Source organism: Variovorax jilinensis (assembly GCF_030316885.1).
Taxonomy (GTDB): Bacteria; Pseudomonadota; Gammaproteobacteria; order Burkholderiales; family Burkholderiaceae_C; genus Variovorax; species Variovorax jilinensis.
This window is the reverse complement of sequence record NZ_JASZYQ010000002.1, coordinates 746,789-768,238: the sequence shown is the minus strand read 5'-3', so window position 1 is coordinate 768,238 and position 21,450 is coordinate 746,789. Positions and strand designations below refer to the sequence as shown.

Genomic DNA, 21,450 nt, shown 5'->3' with positions numbered 1-21,450 from the left:
CCGGCACCCATGGGAATCAGCCACTACATCAAGGAAATCGGCCGCGGTGCGCGCGGCGCGAAGCCGCTCGCTCGCGAGCAGGCCGCGGACCTGTTCGGCCAGGTGCTGGACGGCAGCATCACCGATCTCGAGATGGGTGCCTTCTGCCTCGCGATGCGGATCAAGGGCGAGACGCCCGAGGAGATGGCCGGCTTCCTCGATGCCACGCATGCGCGGCTCGCGCGCTTCCCGGCCACCGAGCGGCCGCTGGTGGTGCTGCCGAGCTACAACGGCGCGCGCCGCCTGCCCGTGCTCACGCCGCTGCTGGCACTGCTGCTGGCGCGCGAGGGACTGCCGGTGCTGGTGCACGGCGCCGCCACCGAATCGACGCGCGTGCTGTCCTCCGGCGTGCTGGCCGCGCTGGACATCGCGCCGCTGACGGCCCTGCGGCCCATCGGCGCGGGTCAAGTGGTGTTCGCTCCGACCGAATTGCTGAGCCCGGGGCTCAAGCGGCTGCTCGACGTCCGGCGCGTGGTCGGCCTGCGCAACCCGGGCCACAGCGTGGTCAAGCTGATGCAACCGGGCGCCGGCGACTGCGTGGTGGTGGGCAGCTACACCCATCCCGAATATGCGCAGTCGATGGCAGCGACCTTCGAGCTGACCGGCATGACCGCACTGCTGTCGCGCGGCCTCGAGGGCGAGAGCGCTGCCGATCCGCGCCGCACGGCGCAGGTCGACGGCTTCGTTCGCGGACAGCGCATCGCGCTGCAGGCGCGGCAGCCGGGCACCGAATCCGAGGTCCCCGGCCTGCCGGAGGAAATCGACATCGAGACCACCGCCGCCTACACCCGGCGCGTGCTGGCCGGCGAAGCGCCGCTGCCGGAGGCGATCGCGCAGCAGGTGGCGCAGATCGTCCAGCTCGCGAACCTGACCCAACGGACGCCGACGGCGTCCACCACCGAGACCCACCCATGACCCGACTTTCCGCTCTCGGCAGCTGCACCCTGGTCGGCGCCGGCCCCGGCGACCCCGAACTGCTCACGCTCAAGGCCGTCAAGGCGATCCGGGCGGCGACCGTGCTGCTGGTCGACGACCTCGTCAACGACGAGATCCTGGCCCATGCGCAGCCGGGCGCGCGCATCGTCCATGTCGGCAAGCGCGGCGGCTGCCGCAGCACGCCGCAGTCCTTCATCGAGCGCCTGATGATCACCGCGGTGCAGGAAGGCGAGACCGTGGTTCGGCTCAAGGGCGGCGACCCCTTCATCTTCGGCCGCGGCGGCGAGGAGGTCGAGCACCTGCGCGAGGCCGGCATCGAGGTGCAGGTGGTCAGCGGCATCACGGCCGGCCTGGCCGCCGTCACCGCGCTCGGCGTGCCGCTCACCCACCGCGACCATGCCCAGGGCGTGGTGTTCGTCACCGGCCATGCCAAGACCGGCCACGCGGCCGACCAGCATCCGACCGACTGGCGCCAGCTGGCCGCGACCGCGCGCGATGCCCGCCTGACGCTGGTCGTCTACATGGGCGTCGCCGGTGTCGCCCACATCCAGGACGAACTGCTGCACGGCCTCGACGGCCAGACGCCGGTGGCGGTGATCCAGCACGCCAGCCTGCCGCAGCAGCGCCACATCGTCACCACGCTCGCCCGGCTGCGCGCCGACGTCGCGGAGGCCGCCATGGCCAGCCCCTCGGTGATCGTGATCGGCGACGTGCTGCGGGGCCTGGCCGCAGCGGGCGTGGCGGCGAGCCGCTTCGGCACCTGACGGCGCCTTGCGTTGAATTCCTTCGACGTCGTCGTCATCGGCGCGGGCGCCGCCGGCCTCTTCTGCGCCGGCGTCGCGGGGCAGCGCGGCCTGCGCGTTCTGCTCCTGGACCACAACGACCGCATTGCCGAGAAGATCCGCATCTCGGGCGGCGGGCGCGCCAACTTCACCAACCGCGACCTCGACGTGCGCGCGCCGCAGCGCCACTTCATCGGCGACAACCCGAACTTCTGCCGCTCGGCGCTGTCGCGCTACACGCCGCAGCACTTCATCGACCTCGTGCAGCGCCACGGCATCGCCTTCCACGAGAAGCACAAGGGCCAGCTGTTCTGCGACGGCCCTTCGCAGCAGATCATCGACATGCTGCTGGCGGAATGCACCGCCGGTGGCGTCGCGCACTGGCAGCCCTGCGGCGTGGGCGAGATCGCCTGGTCGGAAGACGGCGGCTATCGCATCGACACCGCCCGCGGCCCGGTGCGGGCACCGCAACTGGTGGTCGCCACGGGCGGCCTGTCGATCCCGCAGATCGGCGCCAGCGACTTCGGCTACCGCATCGCCACCCAGTTCGGCCTGCGCGTGGTGGCGCCGCGCCCGGCCCTCGTGCCGCTGACCTTCGGCGGCGATGCCTGGGCGCCCTACGCCGGCCTGGCCGGACTCTCGCTGCCGGTGCAGATCGAGACCGGGGCGAAGAAGGAACGGATGAGCTTCCTCGAAGACCTGCTGTTCACGCACCGCGGCCTCTCGGGGCCCGCGGTGCTGCAGATCTCGAGCTACTGGAAGCCCGGCGCAGCACTGACGATCGATTTCGCCCCCGGCACCGACGTCGGCGCCGCGCTCGGCGAGGCCAAGCAGCGTTCGCGCAAGCGCATCGGCAACGAACTGGCGACGCTGGTGCCGTCGCGCCTGGCCGACGCCTGGGTGGGCCAGGATCCGGCCCTGCAGCGGCCCATCAACGAGGCGGCCGACCGCGCGCTGGCCACCCTGGCCGAGCGCATCGCGCGCTGGCAGATCACGCCCGGCGGCACCGAGGGCTACAGGAAGGCCGAGGTCACCGCGGGCGGTGTCGACACCCGCGAACTGTCCTCGCAGACGCTGGAATCGAAGCAGCCGGGCCTGTTCTTCATCGGCGAAGTGGTCGACGTCACGGGCTGGCTCGGCGGCTACAACTTCCAGTGGGCCTGGGCCAGCGCGCACGCCTGTGCGCAGGCACTGGCGCAGGACCGCCAAGCTGACGCTATAATGTCGGGCTAACTTCGGCCTCCCCTCAACGGCCCACCCAGTTTTCAGTTGAGGACCCCCGGCCGGGAGCCTCGATCTCTCCCGGCCAAATGAACCAACCGATCTATCAATGACCACCATCCGCGTAAAAGAAAACGAGCCCTTCGACGTCGCCCTGCGCCGTTTCAAGCGCACCATCGAAAAGCTCGGCCTGCTGACCGACCTGCGTGCCCGCGAGTTCTACGAAAAGCCGACCGCCGAGCGCAAGCGCAAGAAGGCCGCGGCCGTCAAGCGCCACTACAAGCGCGTGCGCAGCATGCAGCTGCCCAAGAAGCTGTACTAAGCACCCGCTCGCGTTGGCCCCGCGCCAACGCCGCCCGGTTCAACCGGATCGAGCCGCGCCAGGGACACCTGCCGCGGCTTTTTATTTCATCGTCGCCCACCGAAAGCCCGCCATGAGCCTCAAGGAACAGATCACCGAAGACATGAAGACCGCGATGCGCGCCAAGGATTCCGAGCGCCTGGGCACCATCCGCCTGCTGCTCGCCGCGCTCAAGCAGAAGGAAGTCGACGAAAGGATCGAGCTCGACGACGCGATGGTCGTGGCGATCGTCGACAAGCTGGTCAAGCAGCGCAAGGATTCGGTGGCGGCCTTCACCCAGGGCGGCCGCACCGACCTGGCCGACAAGGAAGCGGCCGAGATCAAGGTGCTCGAGGTCTACCTGCCGCAGCGCATGAGCGCCGACGAGGTGGCTGTCGAGGTCAAGGCGATCGTCGCCGAACTCGGCGCCAAGGGCCCCGGCGACATGGGTCGCGTCATGGGTGCGGTCAAGACCCGCCTGGCGGGCAAGGCCGACATGGGCCAGGTCAGCGCCGCCGTGAAAGCCGCGCTCTCGGGCGCCTGAGCCACATGGAGGCCCATCCGGTCCCCAAGGCCTGCGCCTGCCTGGTGGACGCTCGCGGCCGGCTGCTGGTGTTCCATCACCCCGGCGACGGCGGCATGCAGCTGCCCAAGGGCACGGTCGAGCCCGGCGAAGCGCCGGAGGACGCCGTGCGGCGCGAACTGCTCGAGGAGTCGGGCATCCGCCACGACGGCCCGCTGCAGCCCCTCGGCACGCTCGATCGGGAATGCGAGGCCGGGATCGAAGGCAACGTGCATCGCCACGCACAGCTGTGGCACCTGTTCCTGATGCGCACCGAGGCCGCCCTGCCCGAACGCTTCGACCATGTGGCCGTGGGCAGCCCCGAGGAAGAAGGCCTGGTGTTCAGCTTCGGCTGGCTGGCGCCGGACGCGCCGCTGGACGGATTCACCGCACCCTACGTGCGCGTGATCGAGCGGGTGCGAGCCGCGCTGGCTCGCTGACCGCTCAGGATCCGGCGATCTTCATCTTGTTGATCAGCAGCGAACCTGTCGTCTTCGCGCCGTAATTGTAGGTATCTGCACCCACCGCCTCGATGCCGAGCAGCATATCCTTGAGGTTGCCGGCGATCGTGATCTCTTGCACCGGAAAGGCGATGCGGCCCTTCTCGACCCAGAAACCGCTGGCACCGCGCGAATAGTCGCCGGTCACGTAGTTGACCCCCTGGCCCATCAGCTCGATGACCAGCAGGCCGGTGCCGAGCTTCTGCAGCATGGCGTCGAGGTCGTCGCCGGGCTTCGTGAGGCGCGAGCTCAGCGTGAGGTTGTGCGAGCCGCCGGCGTTGCCGGTGGTCTTCATGCCGAGCTTGCGGGCCGAGTACGTGCTGAGGAAATAGCCCTCGAGCCGGCCGCCGTCGACCACGCGGCGCTGGCGCGTGACCACGCCCTCGTCGTCGAAGGGCGAACTGCCCTTGCCGCGCAGCACGTGCGGGTCCTCGAGCACGTCGATGTGCTTGGGCAGCACCTTCTTGCCGAGCGAATCGAGCAGGAACGTGCTCTTGCGATAGAGCGCGCCGCCGCTGGTGGCCTGCACGAGGCCGCCCAGCAGGCCGGCCGCCAGCGGCGACTCGAACAGCACCGGGCACTCGGTGGTCTTGATCTTGCGCGACTTGAGCCGGCTCAGCGCCCGCTCGGCGGCATAGCGCCCGACCGCTTGCGGGCTGGCGAGCTCGTCGGCCGAGCGCATCGAGCTGTACCAGGCGTCGCGCTGCATGTCGTCGCCGCGGCCGGCGATCGGCGCCACCGAGATCGAATGGCGCGAGCTCGCATAGCCGCCGCGGAAGCCGTGCGTATGGGCGCTGAAGAAGTGGCTCTGCTGGGCCGACACGCCCGCGCCTTCGCTGTTGGTGATGCGCTTGTCGGTCGACAGGGCCGCCGCCTCGCATTCGAGGGCCAGTTCCGCGGCCTGCTCGCTCGTGACGGCCCACGGATGGAACAGGTCGAGGTCGGGATGCTCCTTGGCGATGTCGGCCTCGTCGGGCAGGCCGCTGACCGGGTCCTCGGCCGTGAAGCGCGCGATGTCGTAGGCGGCCTGCACCGTCTGGGCGACGGCGGCCTCGGAGAAGTCGGAGGTGCTGGCATTGCCGCGGCGATGGCCGACGTAGACCGTGATGCCGAGCGACTTGTCGCGGTTGCGCTCGACGTTTTCCAGTTCGCCCTTGCGCACCGAGACGCTGAGGCCGCAGCCTTCGGAGGCCTCGGCGCCGGCGTCGGTGGCGCCGAGCTTCCTGGCATGCGCCAGGGCCGAGTCGACCAGGTTTTCGAAGAAAGGACGGCTGTAGGCGAAGCCGGAGTCGGCACGCGAGGAGGATGTGGTCATGTGTTGGCTATGATACTTGCGCCCCCTGTTCCCGATGGTGCGGCCAACGATTGACTCTATGTCCCGCAAACCCAAAAAAGGCTACTTCGTCCGTGGCGAATTCGTGGCCGAAGGCAGCGAACTCGACCTGGAGCTCAAACGCGAGCTCAAGGGCACCGACGCCAGCAAGACCGACCTCAAGCGCGAGAGCGCCGAACTGCAGGCGCTCGGCGTCGCCCTGCTCGAACTGCGCTCCGGCCTGTTCGACAAGCTGCCGCTCGGCGACAAGCTGCGCGATGCGATCGAGGACGCCAGGCGCATCACCAACTTCGAGGGCAAGCGGCGCCAGATGCAGTTCATCGGCAAGCTCATGCGCGGCCTCGACACCGAGGTGCTCGACGCCGTGCGCGTCGCGCTCGAGGAGCAGAACCGCACACCGGCCGCCGAGACCGCCGTGCTGCACGAGGCCGAACGCTGGCGCGACCGCCTGATCGCCGACGACGACGCGCTCGGTGGCTGGATCGAGACCCATCCGGGCACCGACGCGCAACAGCTGCGCGCGCTGGTGCGCCAGGCCCGCAAGGACATCAAGGCCGGTCCGCCCGGCGAGGCGCCACGCCAGGCCAAGGCCTACCGCGAGGTGTTCCAGATCGTGCGTGCGCAGCTCGCGGTGCATGGCACGGCCGACCACGCGGACGAGGCCGCAGCCCAGTCGCGCGAAGAAGACGCATGAGCGCCGCCTCGCCGATGGAGCCGGTTCGCATCGGCATCGTCTCGGTCAGCGACCGCGCCTCCAGCGGCGTCTACGAGGACAAGGGCCTGCCCGCACTGCAGGAGTGGCTGTGCCGCGCAGTGCGCAATCCGATCACCTTCGATCAACGCCTGATCCCGGACGAGCAAGCCGGCATCAGCAGCGCGCTGATCGCGCTCGTCGACGCCGGCTGCTCGCTGGTGCTCACCACCGGCGGCACCGGCCCCGCGCTGCGCGACGTGACGCCCGAGGCCACGCTGGCCGTGGCCCACAGGCAGATGCCGGGCTTCGGCGAGCAGATGCGCCAGATCAGCCTGCGCTTCGTGCCGACCGCGATCCTGTCGCGCCAGGTCGCGGTGATCCGCGAACGCAGCCTGATCATCAATCTGCCGGGCCAGCCCAAGGCGATCGCCGAGACGCTCGAAGGCCTGCGCGATGCCGACGGCCAGCAGCTGGTGCCCGGCATCTTCGCGGCCGTGCCCTACTGCATCGACCTGATCGGCGGGCCGTACCTCGAGACCGACGAGGCGGTGTGCAAGGCCTTCAGGCCGAAGTCGGCCATCCGGCCGGCCTGACCGCCCGCCCAGTCCCTACGCGAAGGTATAGGCGGTCTTCACCACCGTGAAGAACTCCTGCGCATAGCGCCCCTGCTCGCGCGGCCCGTAGCTCGAACCCTTGCGGCCGCCGAAGGGTACGTGGTAGTCCACGCCCGCGGTCGGCAGGTTGACCATCACCATGCCGGCCTGGCTGTGGCGCTTGAAGTGCGTGGCGTACTTGAGCGACGTGGTCGCGATGCCGGCCGAGAGGCCGAACTCGGTGTCGTTGGCCGTGGCCAGCGCTTCCTCGTAGTTCTTGACGCGGATCACGCTCGCCACCGGGCCGAAGATCTCCTCGCGGTTAATGCGCATCGAGGCCGCCGATTCGCTGAACAGCGCGGGCGACAGGTAGTAGCCGTCGGTCTCGAGCTTCAGGCGCTCGCCGCCGGCCGCGAGCGTGGCGCCCTCGCCCTTGCCGATCGCGATGTATTCCAGGTCCTGGTCGAGCTGCGACTGCGACGACACCGGCCCGATGTCGGTGCCCTGCGCGAGCGCATCGCCGACCTTGATCTTGGCCATGCGCGCCTTCATCGCCTCGATGAACTTCGGGTAGATGCCTTCGGTCACGATCAGCCGGCTCGATGCGGTGCAGCGCTGGCCGGTCGAATAGAACGCGCTCTGCACGCTGAGCTCCACCGCCTGGTTCAGGTCGGCATCGTCGAGCACCACCTGCGGGTTCTTGCCGCCCATCTCGAGCTGCACCTTCTTGTGGTTCGTCGCGCACTGGATCGCGATGTTGCGGCCCACGCCCACCGAACCCGTGAAGCTGATCGCGTGCACGCCCGGATGGTCGACCAGCGCATTGCCGATCACGCTGCCGCGACCCATCACGAGATTGAATACGCCCGGCGGAATGCCCGAGCGGCTGATGATCTCGGCCAGCGCCCAGGCACAGCCCGGCACCAGGTCGGCCGGCTTCATGACGACGCAGTTGCCGAAGGCCAGCGCCGGCGCGATCTTCCAGGCCGGAATCGCGATCGGGAAGTTCCACGGCGTGATCAGGCCCACCACGCCGACCGGTTCGCGCGTGATCTCGATGCCGATGCCGGGCCGCACCGAGGGCAGGACCTCACCGGACAGGCGCAGGCATTCGCCGGCGAAGAACTTGAAGATCTGGGCCGCGCGTGTCGCCTCCCCGATGCCTTCGGCCTTCGTCTTGCCTTCCTCGCGCGCGAGCAGCGTGCCGAGTTCTTCCTTGCGGGCGAGGATCTCGGTGCCGATCTTCTCGAGCGCCTCGGAGCGTGCCTGGATGCCGCCCGTCGACCACGCGGGAAAGGCCGCCGTGGCGGCCGCGACCGCGGCGTCGACCTGGGCCGCGTCGCCCTGCGTGTACTGGCCCAGCACGTCGCCGAGGTTGCTCGGGTTCACGTTGGGGCTGTAGCTGGCACCGGGGCGCCATTCGCCGTTGATGAGGTTGTCGAAGTTCTGCATGGGTGGCAATCCTGGGGTATCGAAGAAGGAAGTTATTGCGGCGGACGCACGGCCTGGCGCGCGATCAGCTTCCAGTCGCCGCCCGGGCCCTGCTGCTGCCAGACACCGAGGATCTTGATGCTGACCTTGCCGGGCTTGCCCGAATCGTTGGTGTCGGCCGTGAGCGTGTGGCGCACGATCGCGACGTTGTCGACGACCTTGATGGTCTGCTCGGTGATCGCGATGGTCACGAAGTCCGACTTGCCGTCCATCAGGTCGCTGATGAAGCTGGCCTTGGTGTCGACCTTGCCGCCCGAATGGCCGTAGCTCAGGTCATCGGCCACCAGCGCATTGAGCGCGGCGGGCGTCGGGTCGATCATCGCGACGCGCAGCTTCTCGGCTGCAGCCGCGACCGCGGGCGCCTTGGCAGCATCGTTGCCGCGCATCGTGGTGCAGCCGGCAAAGGCCACGGTCACGGCGGCGATGAGGATCAGTTTCTTGAGCATGTGCTTGTCTCCTGTTGTTGTGAATGAATGCATGCATGAATCCGGTCGGGCACGGCGCCGCAGCGGCCCGCGCGCGCTGCCTTACTGCGGGCCGAGCTTGTCGATCAGCGCCGCCAGCGCCTGGTACTGGTCGGGCTTGAGTTCCGTGAGGGGCGTGCGCACCGGTCCGGCGTCGTGGCCGACGATCTTCGCGCCGGCCTTCACGATGCTCACGGCGTAGCCCTGGCCCTGGTTGCGGATCGCGAGGTAGGGCATGAAGAAGTCCTTCAGCAGCCGATGCTGGGTCGCCATGTCGTCCTTGGCCACCGCGTGATAGAAGTCCATTGCGGTCTTCGGGATGAAGTTGAACACCGCCGACGAATACACGGGCGTGCCGAGCGCCTTGTAGGCCGCGGCATAGACCTCCGCGGTCGGCAGGCCACCCAGGTAGGCGAAGCGATCGCCCATGCGCAGGTGGATCGCGCTCATGAGTTCGATGTCGCCGATGCCGTCCTTGAAGCCCACCAGGTTCGGGCAGCGCTCGGCCAGCTTCTCGAGCGTGGACGGGTAGAGCTTGCTCTGGCCGCGGTTGTAGACGATGACGCCGAACTTCACGCTCTTGCAGACCGCCTCGACATGCGCTGCCAGGCCTTCCTGGCCGGCTTCGGTGAGGTAGTGCGGCAGCAGCAGCACGCCGTGCGCGCCGGCCTTTTCCGCGGCCTGCGCGCACTGGATCGCGAATCGCGTCGGGCCGCCCGCGCCCGCGATGATCGGCACCACGCCGCGGCAGGTGTCGACCGCGGCCTGGATGATGCCGGGGTATTCGTCGCCGGTCAGCGAGAAGAATTCGCCGGTGCCGCCGGCCGCGAACAGCGCGCTCGCGCCGTAGGGCGCCAGCCATTCGAGGCGCTTCTCGTAGCTCTTCTTGTCGAAGTCGCCGTTGGCGTCGAAGTCGGTCAGCGGAAAGGACAGCAGGCCGGAGCCCATGATGGTCTTGAGTTCTTGGGGGGTCATGTGAAGAACGGGTTGGGTTGAGAGAAGAAGGATGAGACGGGAACCAGGCTCGGGTCAGCAACCACACGCAGTGAGGGAGCGTGGGGGCCAAGGCCGGCGCCGGGCCGCCCCAAGCCGGCCTGCGGCCCCCTCGGGGGGCAGCGACCACACACAGTGAGGGAGCGTGGGGGCCAAAGCCGGCGCCGGGCCGCCCCAAGGCGGCCTGCGGCCCCCTCGGGGGGCAGCGACCACACACAGTGAGGGAGCGTGGGGGCCATTCAGTCGAGCTTGATCTGGGCCGCGTTGACGACCTTCGCCCAGCGTGCGCGTTCCTTGTCGAAAAACTGGTCCTGCTCGACCGGGGTCATGGTCACGACCTCGGCACCCTGTCCGGCCAGCCGCGAGCGGATGTCGGCCGAACGGATGATCGAAATCAATTCCTTGTTGAGGCGCTGCACCACGGCCTCCGGCGTGCCGCGCGGCACCAGCACGCCCTGCCAGGTGCCCGATTCGAAGCCCGGCACGCCCTGCTCGGCGATGGTCGGCACGTCGCCGATAAGCGGCATGCGCGTGCCCTTCGACACGCCCAGAACCTTGAGCTTGCCGCTCTGCACGTGCGGCAGCGTGGCCAGCATGCCGTTCATGAGCACCTGGGTCTGGCCCGCGACGGTGTCCTGCACTGCCTGCACGCCGCCCTTGTAGGGCACGTAGACCCATTTGGCGCCGCTCGCGCGCTCGAGCGCGACGCCGGCCAGGTGTGGTGCGCTGCCGGTGGCCGTGACCGCGAAATTGAGGTCGGACTTCTTCGACAGCGCGACCAGTTCCTTCAGGTTGTTGGCAGGCACCGAGGGATGCACCACCAGCAGGTGCGGCGAATAGGCCAGCATCGTGACGCCGCGCAGGTCCTTGGCGGGATCGAACGAGAGCTTGGTGTAGACCGACGGGCTGATCGCGAGCGCGCCGACATCGCACAGCAGCAGCGTGTAGCCGTCGGGCTGGGCCTTGGACACCAGGTCGGCGCCGAGGTTGCCGTTCGCACCGGCGCGGTTCTCGACGATCACGGTCTGCTTGAGCGCCTCCGACAGGGGCTGGCTGATCGAGCGTGCGATGATGTCCGACGACCCGCCGGGCGGATAGGGTACGACGATGCGGATCGGCTTCGAGGGCCAGGCATCGGCTGCCTGGACGGCACCGGCGGCGAGCAGGCTGCCGCCCAGGGCGCCCAGAACGAGGTTGCGACGATTCAGGGTCATGTTGTCTCCAGGTCGTTGGTTGATCCGTATCGCTTGCCTGCGATGTCGTCAGTCATCGTACAACTCAGATGACTCGATGTCCAGCATTGACCCGCAAGAAGATCAGGGCGTCGTCACGCCAGCGCCGACCGCAGCCTGCTCGGCATCAATGCGCGCCGCTTCCTGCGCGATGCGCAGCCGCTCGCGGCTGTTGGTGAGGTGGATGCGCATCGCCGCGCGCGCCGACTCGGGGTCGCGGCGCGCGATCGCGGCGTAGATTTCCTCGTGCTCGCGGTTCACGCGGCTCAGGTATTCGCCGCGGCGGTCGTGGTTGCGGATCGCGGTGATGCGCGTGCGCGGAATGATCGTGGTGCCGAGGTGGCTCATGATGTCCGCGAAGTAGGGATTTCCCGTGGCCTGCGCGATCTGCAGGTGGAAGCGGAAGTCCGGCGCCACGGTGTCGCCGGCCACCGTCACGTTGTGCTCGAAGTCGTCCAGCGCAAGGCGCAGCGCGGCCAGTTGCTCTTCTGTACGGCGGGTGGCGGCAAGGCCGGCCGACTCGGTCTCGAGGCTGATGCGCAGCTCGAGCACCGCGAGCACGTCGACCGAGGTCGCGATGTCCGAGGCCTCGAGCCGGAACATGCCGGCGGCGCGCGGCTGCAGCACGAAGGTGCCGATGCCGTGGTGGGTCTCGACCAGCCCGCCGGCCTGCAGCCGGGACAGCGCCTCGCGCACCACGGTGCGGCTGACGCCGTAGGTCTGCATGATGGCCGACTCGGTCGGCAGCTTGTCGCCCGGTCGCAGCTGCTGGCTGCGGATCTTCTCGCCCAGGTCGTCGACCAGGCCGTGCGCCAGGCCGCGCACCCGCCGCCGCGGCGGCGGCGCACTGACGGCCGCCGTTTCGGCGCTGGAGGTAGACCCCGTTGACAGGTTCGACATCGCATGATGATAATCGCCGCGACGTTGTACGACAACCGATAACTTACAACACCACAGAGACAAATGAGCGTTCCCTCCGCCCCTTCCTCCTCCCCCACCGCGCCGCGGCTCGGCCGGCTTCTTCTGACCGGCGCCGCCGGCGGCCTCGGCAAGGTGCTGCGCGACAGCCTGCGTCCCTTCGCAGACGTGCTGCGAGTCTCCGACATCACGCCGCTCACCCCGGCCGCCGGGACGCACGAGGAAGTGGTGCCTTGCGATCTCTCGGACAAGCAGGCGGTGGATGCCCTGGTGGCCGGCTGCGACGCGATCGTGCACCTCGGCGGCGTGTCGGTCGAACGGCCGTTCGAGGAAATCCTCGAGGCCAACATCAAGGGCGTGTTCCACGTCTACGAGGCGGCGCGCCGGCATGGCGTCAAGCGCGTGGTGTTCGCGAGCTCCAACCACGTGATCGGCTTCTACAAGCAGACCGAGCACCTCGACGCCGGCGTCAAGCGCCGTCCGGACGGCTACTACGGCCTGTCGAAGTCCTTCGGCGAGGACGTGGCCCAGTTCTACTTCGATCGCTGGGGCATCGAGACCGTGAGCATCCGCATCGGCTCCTCGTTTCCCGAGCCGCTGAACCGCCGCATGATGAGCACCTGGCTCAGCTTTCGCGACCTCACGACGCTGATCCAGAAATCGCTCTTCACGCCCGGCGTCGGCCATACGGTGGTGTACGGCATGTCGGCCAACCGCGACCTCTGGTGGGACAACGAGGCTGCCGCTCACCTGGGCTTCGTGCCGCAGGACGGCTCGGAAGTGTTCCGCGCCAAGGTGGAGGCACAGCCGCCGGTGGCGCCCACCGACCCGAACGCGATCTACCAGGGCGGCGCGTTCACCGCGCAGGGCCCGTTCGGAGACTGACCGCCATGACGAGCCAGGCCGAACTCGTGGTCGATGCGCGCTGCGGCACGGGCGAGAGCCCTGTCTGGTCGATCGCCGAGCAGGCTCTCTACTGGGTCGACATCCCGGGGCGGGCGCTGCACCGCTGGTCGGCCGACGGCCACGCGCAATGGGCCAGCGAAGAGATGCCCGCCTGCATCGCGCCGCGCGCCGATCTCCCCGGCGCCTGGATCGCCGGCATGGAAAGCGGCCTGTTCTCGATCGCGCCGCAGGCCGACGGCCGCCTGACCGCCACACGCCTGGCCGAAGTGGCGCACGCGCGGCCCGGCATGCGCTTCAACGACGGCCGCTGCGACCGCCAAGGCCGGTTCTGGGCTGGCACCATGCTGCTCGACATGGCGGCCGGTGCACGCGTCGGCCGGCTCTATCGCCATGACAAGGGCGCCGACGCGCCGAAGCTGCAGCTCGACGACCTGATCGTTCCCAACGGCCTGGCCTTCAGCCCCGACGGTCGCACGATGTACCTCTCGGACTCGCACCCGAGCGTGCAGACCGTCTGGGCCCTCGACTACGACACCGCAACCGGCACGCCCTCGCGCCGCCGCGTGTTCGTCGACATGAATCCGCTGCCCGGCCGTCCCGACGGCGCGGCGATCGATGCCGACGGCTGCTACTGGATCTGCGGCAACGACGCCGGCCTGGTGCACCGCTTCACGCCCGACGGACGGCTCGACCGCTCGCTCGCGGTGCCGGTCAAGAAGCCCGCGATGTGCGCCTTCGGCGGCCCCAAGCTCGACACCCTGTTCGTCACCTCGATCCGCCCCGGCGGCGACCTGTCGGACCAGCCGCTCGCGGGCGGCCTCTTCGCGCTGCGTCCCGGCACGCAGGGCCTCCCCGAGCCGGCCTTCGGCAGCTGACCGGCTCCACAAGATTTCACGACAACCACCAGCAAGAGGAAGACAAATGAAGTTCAACAAGCACGCACTCATCGTCGCCATCGCGGCCGGCATGACCGCGATGGCCGCCCAGGCCACCGAATTCCGGTCGGCCGACATCCACCCCGACGACTACCCGACCGTGACCGCCGTCAAGTTCATGGGCGAGCGGCTCAAGGAGCTCTCGGGCGGCAAGGACACGATCAAGGTCTTCAACAACAGCGCCCTCGGCAGCGAGAAGGACACCATCGAGCAGGCCAAGATCGGCGCGCTGCAGATGGTGCGCGTGAACATCGCGCCGATGAACAACATCTGCCCCGAGACGCAGGTGCCGACCATGCCCTTCCTGTTCCGCTCGGTGGACCACCTGCACAAGGTGCTGGACGGCCCGATCGGCGAGGAGATCCTGAAATCCTGCGAGAAGCAGGGCTTCATCGGCCTGGCCTACTACGACAGCGGCGCACGCTCGATGTTCACGGCCAAGAAGCCGGTGCGCAGCTTTGCCGACATGAAGGGCCAGAAGGTCCGCGTGCAGCAGTCCGACCTGTGGGTCGCGATGCTCGAGGCGATGGGCGCCAACGCCACGCCGATGCCCATGGGCGAGGTCTACACCGGCCTGAAGACCGGCCTGATCGACGCGGCCGAGAACAACTACCCCACCTACGAGAGCTCGCGCGCCTTCGAGGTCGCCAAGTACTACACCAAGACCGAGCACTCGATGGCCCCCGAGATGCTGCTGTTCTCCAAGCGCGCGTGGGACAAGCTGACGCCGCAGGAGCAGGGCTGGCTGCGCCAGGCCGCCAAGGAATCGGTGCCCTTCATGCGCAAGCAGTGGGCCGAGCGCGAGGTGAAGTCGCTCGCCACCGTGAAGGCCGGCGGCGCCGAGATCATCGATATCGACAAGGCCCCGTTCCAGGCCGCGATGAAGCCGGTCTACGACAAGTTCATCGTCGACCCCAAGCTGAAGGACCTGGTCAAGCGGGTGCAGGAAACCAAGTAACTCTCCGCCGGGGCTCGGACCGCGACGCGCCCGGGCGCGCGTCGCGGCCGAGCCCCTGGAAACGCAAGACATGTACACCAATATCTGCCGCCGGCTGGCTCGCGCCTGCATGTGGCTGGGCATCTTCGGTCTGGTCGCGGTGGTCGCGGCCGTGAGCTGGCAGGTGTTCGGCCGCTACGTCCTCAACAACACCCCGACCTGGGCCGAGAGCCTGGCGCTGCTTCTGGTGCTCTACGTCACGATGCTCGGCGTCGCGGTCGGCGTGCGCGATGCGGGCCACATCGGTCTCGAGTCCTTCCTCGTGCTGGCACCTGACTGGCTGCGCCTCAAGATGGAATACCTGATCCATTTCCTGATCCTGCTGTTCGGCGCCGCGATGGCGTGGAACTGCGCCTCCCTGGCCGAATCGGTCTGGGACTACCGCCTGCCCACGCTGTGGATCTCGGAAGGCTGGAAATACGTGCCGGCCGCTGTGTCGGGCGTGCTCATCGTGATGTTCTCGATCGAGCACATCATCGCGCTGGCCCGTGGCCGCGAAGTCGAACCTGCGTGGGGCCAGTGATGACCGTACCCCTGCTGATTCTTTCCATTTCTTTCACGGTGTTCCTGCTGCTGGGGGTGCCGGTCGCGTTCTCGATCGGGCTGTCGGCGCTGTCCACCCTGCTCTACGAAGGCCTGCCACTGGAAGTCGGCTTCCAGCAGATGACCTCGGGCATGGGCATCTTCTCGTTCCTCGCGATCCCGTTCTTCATCTTCGCGGGCGAGCTGATGCTGTACGGCGGCATCGCCGACCGCATCGTCGACTTCGCACGCAACCTGGTGGGCCACGTGCGCGGCGGCCTCGGCATGTCGAACGTGGTGGCCTGCACGCTGTTCGGCGGCGTCTCGGGCTCGCCCGTGGCGGACGTCTCGGCCATGGGCGCCGTGATGATCCCGATGATGAAGAAGGAGGGCTATCACGCGGACTACGCAGTCAACGTGACGACCCACGCGGCCCTGGTCGGCGCGCTGATGCCGACCAGCCACAACCTGATCATCTATTCGCTCGCGGCGGGCGGCAAGGTGTCGATCGCGGCGCTGATCCTCGCGGCGCTGCTGCCGGCGGTGGTGCTCACGCTCAGCAACCTGGCCGCGGCCTACCTGGTGGCGGTCAAGCGCGGCTATCCCGCGGGCACCTTCCCGGGCTGGCACATCGTGGCGCGCTCCTTCGCGGCCGCGCTGCCGGGGCTGTTCATCGTCGTGCTGATCCTCGGCGGCATCCTGTCGGGCGTCTTCACCGCGACCGAATCGGCCGCGGTGGCGGTGCTGTATGCGCTGGCGCTCACGATCCTGGTCTACCGCTCGCTCAAGTGGGACCACTTCGTGAAGGCGGCCTCCAAGGCGGTTCGCACGACCGGCGTGATCCTGCTGCTGATCGGCATCTCGAGCACCTTCGGCTACCTGATCAGCCTCTACGGCGTGGCCGAGCTCACGGGCCAGATGCTGTCGCAGATCACGACCACGCCGTGGATGATCTTCCTGCTGATCAACATCATCCTGTTCGTGCTGGGCACCTTCCTGGACATGGCGGCCACCATCCTGCTGTGCACGCCGATCTTCCTGCCGATCGCGCAACAATACGGCATGACCTCGGTCCAGTTCGGCGTCGTGATGCTGATCAACTGCGCGCTCGGCCTCAACACGCCGCCCGTGGGAACCACGCAGTTCGTCGGCTGCGCGATCGGGGGCGTCTCGGTCGGCACCGTGATGAAGACCATCTGGCCCTTCTACGGCGCGCTGATATTCGCGCTCGGCGTCGTGACCTTCGTGCCGGCCTTCTCGACCTGGCTGCCGGGCCTGTTCATGGTCGTGAAGTAGGCAGGAGCGCGTCATGACAGAAGCCGCCAAGCCGCCGCTCACCATCCGCATGCACGCGAACGACAACGTCGCGATCGTGGCCAACGACGGAGGGCTTGCGGCCGGCACGGAGTTTCCGTCCGGCCTCAGGCTGCGCGACAAGGTGCCGCAGGCCCACAAGGTGGCGCTGGTCGACATCCCGGAGGGTGGCGAGGTGCGCCGCTACGACGTCGTGATCGGCTATGCGCTGAAGGCCATTCCGGCCGGCAGCTGGGTGCACGAGCGGCTGCTGCGGATGCCGGCCGCGCGCGAGCTCGTCGGCCTGCCGATCGCCACGGTCAAGCCGCCCGCGATGCCGCCGCTGGAGGGCTACACCTTCGAGGGCTACCGCAATCCGGACGGCTCGGTCGGCTCGCGCAACATCCTCGCGATCACCCAGACCGTGCAGTGCGTGGCCGGCGTGACCGACTTCGCGGTCAAGCGCATCAAGGCCGAGCTGCTGCCCAAGTACCCCAACGTCGACGACGTGGTCGCGCTCGAGCACAGCTACGGCTGCGGCGTGGCGATCGACGCGCCCGACGCCATCATCCCGATCCGAACGCTGCGCAACATCAGCCTCAATCCGAACTTCGGCGGCGAGGTGATGGTGGTGAGCCTGGGCTGCGAGAAGCTGCAGCCCGAGCGCCTGATGCCGCCCGGCACCATCCCGCTGATCGACGAGCGCAACGTGGCCGACGTCGGCGACAGCGCCGACGCCAAGCTCGACGTGGTCTGCCTGCAGGACGAGGCCCACGTCGGCTTCATGTCGATGGTCGATTCCATCCTGCGCCAGGCCGAGGAGCATCTGGAGCGCCTCGACGCGCGCCGGCGCGAGACCGTGCCCGCGAGCGAACTGGTCGTGGGCGTGCAGTGCGGCGGCAGCGACGCCTTCTCGGGCGTCACGGCCAATCCGGCGGTGGGCTTCTGCACCGACCTGCTGGTGCGCGCCGGCGCCACCGTGATGTTCTCGGAGGTGACCGAGGTGCGCGACGGCATCGACCAGCTGACCTCGCGCGCCACCACGCCCGAGGTGGCGGAAGCCATGATCCGCGAGATGGCCTGGTACGACGCCTACCTCGACAAGGGCCGCGTCGACCGCAGTGCCAACACCACCCCCGGCAACAAGAAGGGCGGCCTGTCGAACATCGTCGAGAAGGCCATGGGCTCGATCGTCAAGAGCGGCAGCGCGCCGATCTCGGGCGTGATCTCGCCGGGCGAGAAGGCCCGCCAGAAGGGCCTGATCTATGCCGCGACGCCGGCCAGCGACTTCATCTGCGGCACGCTGCAGCTGGCCGCGGGCATCAACCTGCACGTGTTCACCACCGGCCGCGGCACGCCCTACGGGCTGGCCGAGGTGCCGGTGATCAAGGTGGCGACGCGCAGCGACCTGGCGCGCCGCTGGCACGACCTGATGGACGTCAACGCCGGCCGCATCGCCGATGGCGACGCCACCATCGAGGACGTGGGCTGGGAGCTGTTCAGGCTGATGCTCGAAGTCGCGAGCGGCCGGAAGAAGACCTGGGCCGAGCAATGGAAGCTGCACAACGCACTGGTGCTGTTCAATCCGGCGCCGGTGACGTGAACACGAAGGGACCGGACATCATGAAAGACCTCAAGGACAAGACCGCGCTCGTGACCGGCGCGAGCACCGGCATCGGTGCCGCGGTCGCCGCCGGCTTCGCGGCGCAGGGCATGCGCGTGGCCGTGCACTACAACAGCTCGGCCGATGCCGCCGCCAAGGTGGTGGCCGACATCACCGCTGATGGCGGCACGGCCTTCGCGGTTCAGGGCGACGTGCGCGACACGGCCGCCATCGCGCGCGTGGTGCGCGAGACGCAGCAGCACCTGGGCAGCATCGACGTGCTGGTCAACAACGCCGGCGGGCTGGTCAAGCGCGTTCCCATCGGCGAGCTGCGCGACGAGCTGTTCGACGAGGTGCTGCACCTCAACGCACGCTCGGTGCTGGCCTTCTGCCGCGAAGTGGTGCCACTGATGCGCACCAGGGGCCAGGGCGGCAGCATCATCAACGTGAGCTCGGTCGCGGCGCGCCACGGCGGCGGGCCCGGCGCGTATCTGTATGCAGGCGCCAAGGGCTTCGTCAGCACCGCCACGCGCGGGCTGGCCAAGGAGCTGACGGGCGACAGGATCCGCGTCAACGCGGTGGCGCCGGGCGTGATCCAGACGCCCTTCCACGACCAGTTCTCGACGCCGCAGATGCTCGAGGCCTTCCGCGGCACGATCCCGATGGGCCGCATCGGCACGCCCGACGAATGCGTGGGCGCCTTCCTGTTCCTCGCCTCCGAAGCACTCTCGGGCTACATGACCGGGCAGATCCTCGAAGTGAACGGCGGGCAGTACATGCCCTAGGAGCCCGCTCGCTTCCGTCGCTCCCCAGAAGAAGAACCCAGAGACATCGAACATGAAGCCCTTCTCGAAAACTTCAGCTCCCGCTTCCCTCGCCCGCCTGGGCCTGGCCGCCCTGCTCGCGATCGCCGTCGCGGCCCCCGCGGCGGCCGCGACCTACGTGTACGTGGCCAATGCCGACAGCCAGGACATCTCGGTGCTTTCGCTCGACCGCCAGCGTGGCGCTCTCGAGCCGGTGCAGACGGTGCCGGTGGGCGGCATGGTGATGCCGATGGTGGTGAGCGCGGACAAGCGCGTGCTCTACGCCGCGCTGCGCTCGCAGCCGTTCCGCGTGACCAGCCTGACGATCGATCCGGCCAGCGGCAAGCTGCAGAAGCTGGGCGAGGCGCCCCTGGCCAACAGCATGGCCAACATCGACCTCGACGCGAGCGGCCGCTGGCTGTTCGCGGCCTCGTACGGCGGCGGCACGATCTCGGTCAACGCCATCGGCAAGGACGGCGCGCCCGGCGCGGTGACGCAGCTGATCCAGACCGGCCCCAACGCGCACGCGATCCACGCCGATGCCGGCAACCGCTTCGTGCTCGCCACCAGCCTGGGCGCCGACCAGGTGTCGGTGTGGCGCTTCGACGCCGACAAGGGCCTGCTGTCGCCCAACGACCCGCCGCTGACGCAGACCGCGGCCAAGGGCGGCCCGCGCCACTTCGTCTGGGACAAGGGCCAGCGCCGCATCTATCTGCTCAACGAGCTGGACGCGGGGCTGCACGTGTATGCCTGGGATGCCGCGCGCGGCACGCTCACGCTCGAACAGAGCACCACCACGCTGCCCGCCGGCTTCACCGGCAAGCCATGGGCAGCCGACCTGCACCTGACGCCCGATGGCCGCTACCTGTACGCGACCGAACGCACGTCGAGCACGATCTCGGCCTTCAAGGTCGACGCCGCCACCGGCCGGCTGCAGCCGCTGGGCCAGACCGCGACCGAGAAGACGCCGCGCGGCTTTGCCATCGATCCGAGTGGCCGCTTCCTGATCGCGGCCGGTCAGGAGTCGCATCACGTGGCGCTCTTCGCCATCGATCCGGCCAGCGGCGCGCTGGGTGCGCCGCAACGCATCGCGGTGGGCAAGAACCCGAACTGGATCGAGATCGTCGACCTGCCCTGAACACACCGAACCCGCCACCCATTCCCAAGGAGACAAGCAACATGCAAAGACGCACCCTGATCCGATCCGCAGCCTTCGGCGCGATCGCCGCCGGCGCCACGCTGGCCGGCGGCCTCGCCGGCCTGCCCGCCTTTGCGCAGGGCACCTGGCCCACCGGCAAGGCCATCACCTACATGGTGCCCTTCCCCGCCGGCGGCACGACCGACGTGCTGGGCCGCCTCATCGGCCAGAAGCTGGGCGCGACGCTGGGCACCAGCGTGGTCGTCGACAACAAGGGCGGCGCAGGCGGCAGCGTGGGCTCTGAGATCGCCTCGCGCGCGGCGCCCGACGGCTACACCCTGCTCGGCGGCACGGTGAGCTCGCACGCGATCAACGTGAGCCTGTACCCCAAGATCGGCTACGACCCGATCAAATCCTTCGCGCCCGTGACGCTGATCGGCACCAACCCGACGGTGCTGGTGGTGCCCGCAGCCAGCCCCTACAAGACGCTCAAGGACGTGGTCGAGGCCAGCCGGGCCAAGCCGGGCGGCCTGTCGTCGGCTTCGGCCGGCATCGGCACCTCGCAGCACCTGTCGCTGGAACTGCTGGCCTACAAGTCGGGCGTGAAGTTCAACCACGTGCCGTACAAGGGCAGCGGCCCGGCGATCCAGGACGTGATCGGCGGCCAGGTCGACATGATGTTCGACACCACCGTGGTGGCGGCCCCTCACATCCAGAGCGGCAAGCTGCGCGCCATCGCGGTCACCTCGCCCAAGCGCCTGGCCTCCATGCCCGACGTGCCGACCGTGGCCGAATCGGGCATCAAGGGCCTCGACGACTACTCCGTGCTGTCGTGGCAGGCCATCTTCGTGCCGGCCGCCACCCCGGCGCCGATCGTCGATCGGCTGCACGGCGACATCCGCAAGATCCTCGCCGAGCCCGAGATGCAGGACAAGCTCAAGGGCTTCGGCATGGAGCCGGCCGACATGACGACCGCGCAGATCGCGGCCTTCCAGAAGGCGGAGGTCGAGAAGTGGGCGCAGGTGATCAAGGCGGCCAACATCAAGCCTGAATAACTGGCCCCCACGCCCCCACTGCGTGTGGGTCGCTGCCCCCCGAGGGGGCGGCACGCCGGCCTGTTCGTCCTACAAGCCGGCCTGCATGCGATCGATAGAA

Annotated in this window: 23 protein-coding genes; 17 read left to right on the top strand and 6 right to left on the bottom strand. The window is 68.8% G+C overall.

What is annotated here, in order from left to right; genetic code table 11:
• The first annotated feature begins 9 nt into the window (after positions 1-9).
• The 6 genes from ybiB to QTH87_RS10745 all read left to right on the top strand — a co-directional run bounded on the left by ybiB (position 10) and on the right by QTH87_RS10745 (position 4,320).
• Positions 10-954, top strand: coding sequence for a DNA-binding protein YbiB (ybiB, locus tag QTH87_RS10770; RefSeq protein WP_286608901.1), 945 nt, complete (start codon positions 10-12; stop codon positions 952-954).
• On the top strand, positions 951-1,739 hold the full coding sequence (gene cobA / locus QTH87_RS10765) for a uroporphyrinogen-III C-methyltransferase (protein WP_286608900.1): 789 nt from the start codon (positions 951-953) through the stop codon (positions 1,737-1,739). The genes ybiB and cobA overlap by 4 nt, the downstream gene beginning before the upstream one ends.
• Positions 1,740-1,751: 12 nt before the next feature.
• Positions 1,752-2,990, top strand: a complete 1,239-nt coding sequence (locus QTH87_RS10760; protein ID WP_286608899.1) for a BaiN/RdsA family NAD(P)/FAD-dependent oxidoreductase — start codon at positions 1,752-1,754, stop codon at positions 2,988-2,990.
• Between the two features lie 97 nt (positions 2,991-3,087).
• On the top strand, positions 3,088-3,300 hold the full coding sequence (gene rpsU / locus QTH87_RS10755; RefSeq protein WP_007833691.1) for a 30S ribosomal protein S21: 213 nt from the start codon (positions 3,088-3,090) through the stop codon (positions 3,298-3,300).
• 112 nt (positions 3,301-3,412) lie between these two features.
• Positions 3,413-3,862, top strand: a complete 450-nt coding sequence (locus QTH87_RS10750; protein ID WP_286608898.1) for a GatB/YqeY domain-containing protein — start codon at positions 3,413-3,415, stop codon at positions 3,860-3,862.
• A gap of 5 nt (positions 3,863-3,867) precedes the next feature.
• Positions 3,868-4,320, top strand: coding sequence for an NUDIX domain-containing protein (locus QTH87_RS10745; RefSeq protein ID WP_286608897.1), 453 nt, complete (start codon positions 3,868-3,870; stop codon positions 4,318-4,320).
• A gap of 4 nt (positions 4,321-4,324) precedes the next feature.
• Here the strand turns inward: QTH87_RS10745 and pmbA are convergent, their stop codons facing one another.
• Positions 4,325-5,695, bottom strand: coding sequence for a metalloprotease PmbA (gene pmbA, locus QTH87_RS10740; protein WP_286608896.1), 1,371 nt, complete (start codon positions 5,693-5,695; stop codon positions 4,325-4,327).
• A gap of 58 nt (positions 5,696-5,753) precedes the next feature.
• On the opposite strand from pmbA, the gene yjgA reads away from it, so the two are divergent.
• A complete protein-coding gene (yjgA, locus tag QTH87_RS10735) occupies positions 5,754-6,407 on the top strand; it encodes a ribosome biogenesis factor YjgA (protein WP_286608895.1) in 654 nt (217 codons plus the stop codon).
• The gene (gene mog, locus QTH87_RS10730; protein ID WP_286608894.1) at positions 6,404-7,000 is read left to right on the top strand and encodes a molybdopterin adenylyltransferase; all 597 of its coding nucleotides are present in this window, start codon (positions 6,404-6,406) and stop codon (positions 6,998-7,000) included. Before yjgA ends, mog begins: the two co-directional genes overlap by 4 nt.
• A gap of 15 nt (positions 7,001-7,015) precedes the next feature.
• Here mog and QTH87_RS10725 read toward each other — a convergent pair whose 3' ends face one another.
• From QTH87_RS10725 to QTH87_RS10705, 5 genes are all read right to left on the bottom strand, one after another.
• Positions 7,016-8,452: an aldehyde dehydrogenase family protein gene (locus tag QTH87_RS10725; protein ID WP_286608893.1), complete on the bottom strand. Its 1,437-nt coding sequence runs from the start codon at positions 8,450-8,452 to the stop codon at positions 7,016-7,018.
• Between the two features lie 32 nt (positions 8,453-8,484).
• Positions 8,485-8,937 carry a nuclear transport factor 2 family protein gene (locus QTH87_RS10720; RefSeq protein ID WP_286608892.1) on the bottom strand — a complete coding sequence of 151 codons (453 nt, stop codon included), beginning with the start codon at positions 8,935-8,937 and terminating at the stop codon, positions 8,485-8,487.
• 81 nt (positions 8,938-9,018) lie between these two features.
• Entirely contained in the window at positions 9,019-9,930 is a 912-nt protein-coding gene (gene kdgD, locus QTH87_RS10715; RefSeq protein ID WP_286608891.1) for a 5-dehydro-4-deoxyglucarate dehydratase, read from the bottom strand.
• 257 nt (positions 9,931-10,187) lie between these two features.
• On the bottom strand, positions 10,188-11,162 hold the full coding sequence (locus QTH87_RS10710; protein ID WP_286608890.1) for a Bug family tripartite tricarboxylate transporter substrate binding protein: 975 nt from the start codon (positions 11,160-11,162) through the stop codon (positions 10,188-10,190).
• A 102-nt stretch (positions 11,163-11,264) separates the two neighbouring features.
• Positions 11,265-12,080 carry a FadR/GntR family transcriptional regulator gene (locus tag QTH87_RS10705; protein WP_286608889.1) on the bottom strand — a complete coding sequence of 272 codons (816 nt, stop codon included), beginning with the start codon at positions 12,078-12,080 and terminating at the stop codon, positions 11,265-11,267.
• 63 nt (positions 12,081-12,143) lie between these two features.
• Here QTH87_RS10705 and QTH87_RS10700 point away from each other — a divergent pair, with 63 nt between their 5' ends.
• The 9 genes from QTH87_RS10700 (at position 12,144) to QTH87_RS10660 (ending at position 21,350) form a co-directional block, all read left to right on the top strand.
• Entirely contained in the window at positions 12,144-12,983 is an 840-nt protein-coding gene (locus QTH87_RS10700; RefSeq protein WP_286608888.1) for an NAD-dependent epimerase/dehydratase family protein, read from the top strand.
• A gap of 5 nt (positions 12,984-12,988) precedes the next feature.
• Positions 12,989-13,879, top strand: coding sequence for an SMP-30/gluconolactonase/LRE family protein (locus tag QTH87_RS10695; protein ID WP_286608887.1), 891 nt, complete (start codon positions 12,989-12,991; stop codon positions 13,877-13,879).
• Positions 13,880-13,925: 46 nt separating this feature from the next.
• Complete coding sequence (locus tag QTH87_RS10690; protein ID WP_286608886.1) at positions 13,926-14,897, top strand: TRAP transporter substrate-binding protein; 972 nt, start codon at positions 13,926-13,928, stop codon at positions 14,895-14,897.
• Positions 14,898-14,967: 70 nt separating this feature from the next.
• Positions 14,968-15,459, top strand: a complete 492-nt coding sequence (locus QTH87_RS10685; RefSeq protein ID WP_286608885.1) for a TRAP transporter small permease — start codon at positions 14,968-14,970, stop codon at positions 15,457-15,459.
• A complete protein-coding gene (locus tag QTH87_RS10680) occupies positions 15,459-16,754 on the top strand; it encodes a TRAP transporter large permease (RefSeq protein ID WP_286608884.1) in 1,296 nt (431 codons plus the stop codon). Before QTH87_RS10685 ends, QTH87_RS10680 begins: the two co-directional genes overlap by 1 nt.
• A gap of 13 nt (positions 16,755-16,767) precedes the next feature.
• Entirely contained in the window at positions 16,768-18,354 is a 1,587-nt protein-coding gene (gene garD, locus QTH87_RS10675) for a galactarate dehydratase (protein ID WP_286608883.1), read from the top strand.
• 20 nt (positions 18,355-18,374) lie between these two features.
• Entirely contained in the window at positions 18,375-19,139 is a 765-nt protein-coding gene (locus QTH87_RS10670) for an SDR family NAD(P)-dependent oxidoreductase (protein ID WP_286608882.1), read from the top strand.
• 52 nt (positions 19,140-19,191) lie between these two features.
• Complete coding sequence (locus QTH87_RS10665; RefSeq protein ID WP_286608881.1) at positions 19,192-20,295, top strand: lactonase family protein; 1,104 nt, start codon at positions 19,192-19,194, stop codon at positions 20,293-20,295.
• Between the two features lie 41 nt (positions 20,296-20,336).
• The gene (locus tag QTH87_RS10660) at positions 20,337-21,350 is read left to right on the top strand and encodes a Bug family tripartite tricarboxylate transporter substrate binding protein (protein WP_286608880.1); all 1,014 of its coding nucleotides are present in this window, start codon (positions 20,337-20,339) and stop codon (positions 21,348-21,350) included.
• The last annotated feature ends 100 nt before the right edge of the window (positions 21,351-21,450 follow it).

Excerpts from the sequence above, each read along its gene's own strand:
- QTH87_RS10690 (WP_286608886.1), top strand. The coding sequence starts at position 13,926 with ATGAAGTTCAACAAGCACGCACTCATCGTCGCCATCGCGGCCGGCATG.
- QTH87_RS10750 (WP_286608898.1), top strand. The coding sequence starts at position 3,413 with ATGAGCCTCAAGGAACAGATCACCGAAGACATGAAGACCGCGATGCGC.
- QTH87_RS10680 (WP_286608884.1), top strand. The coding sequence starts at position 15,459 with ATGACCGTACCCCTGCTGATTCTTTCCATTTCTTTCACGGTGTTCCTG.
- mog (WP_286608894.1), top strand. The coding sequence starts at position 6,404 with ATGAGCGCCGCCTCGCCGATGGAGCCGGTTCGCATCGGCATCGTCTCG.
- QTH87_RS10710 (WP_286608890.1), bottom strand. The coding sequence starts at position 11,162 with ATGACCCTGAATCGTCGCAACCTCGTTCTGGGCGCCCTGGGCGGCAGC.
- QTH87_RS10685 (WP_286608885.1), top strand. The coding sequence starts at position 14,968 with ATGTACACCAATATCTGCCGCCGGCTGGCTCGCGCCTGCATGTGGCTG.
- QTH87_RS10670 (WP_286608882.1), top strand. The coding sequence starts at position 18,375 with ATGAAAGACCTCAAGGACAAGACCGCGCTCGTGACCGGCGCGAGCACC.
- QTH87_RS10720 (WP_286608892.1), bottom strand. The coding sequence starts at position 8,937 with ATGCTCAAGAAACTGATCCTCATCGCCGCCGTGACCGTGGCCTTTGCC.
- rpsU (WP_007833691.1), top strand. The coding sequence starts at position 3,088 with ATGACCACCATCCGCGTAAAAGAAAACGAGCCCTTCGACGTCGCCCTG.
- garD (WP_286608883.1), top strand. The coding sequence starts at position 16,768 with ATGACAGAAGCCGCCAAGCCGCCGCTCACCATCCGCATGCACGCGAAC.
- QTH87_RS10725 (WP_286608893.1), bottom strand. The coding sequence starts at position 8,452 with ATGCAGAACTTCGACAACCTCATCAACGGCGAATGGCGCCCCGGTGCC.
- QTH87_RS10745 (WP_286608897.1), top strand. The coding sequence starts at position 3,868 with ATGGAGGCCCATCCGGTCCCCAAGGCCTGCGCCTGCCTGGTGGACGCT.
- cobA (WP_286608900.1), top strand. The coding sequence starts at position 951 with ATGACCCGACTTTCCGCTCTCGGCAGCTGCACCCTGGTCGGCGCCGGC.
- QTH87_RS10705 (WP_286608889.1), bottom strand. The coding sequence starts at position 12,080 with ATGTCGAACCTGTCAACGGGGTCTACCTCCAGCGCCGAAACGGCGGCC.
- QTH87_RS10700 (WP_286608888.1), top strand. The coding sequence starts at position 12,144 with ATGAGCGTTCCCTCCGCCCCTTCCTCCTCCCCCACCGCGCCGCGGCTC.
- QTH87_RS10660 (WP_286608880.1), top strand. The coding sequence starts at position 20,337 with ATGCAAAGACGCACCCTGATCCGATCCGCAGCCTTCGGCGCGATCGCC.
- pmbA (WP_286608896.1), bottom strand. The coding sequence starts at position 5,695 with ATGACCACATCCTCCTCGCGTGCCGACTCCGGCTTCGCCTACAGCCGT.
- yjgA (WP_286608895.1), top strand. The coding sequence starts at position 5,754 with ATGTCCCGCAAACCCAAAAAAGGCTACTTCGTCCGTGGCGAATTCGTG.
- QTH87_RS10695 (WP_286608887.1), top strand. The coding sequence starts at position 12,989 with ATGACGAGCCAGGCCGAACTCGTGGTCGATGCGCGCTGCGGCACGGGC.
- QTH87_RS10665 (WP_286608881.1), top strand. The coding sequence starts at position 19,192 with ATGAAGCCCTTCTCGAAAACTTCAGCTCCCGCTTCCCTCGCCCGCCTG.
- kdgD (WP_286608891.1), bottom strand. The coding sequence starts at position 9,930 with ATGACCCCCCAAGAACTCAAGACCATCATGGGCTCCGGCCTGCTGTCC.
- ybiB (WP_286608901.1), top strand. The coding sequence starts at position 10 with ATGGGAATCAGCCACTACATCAAGGAAATCGGCCGCGGTGCGCGCGGC.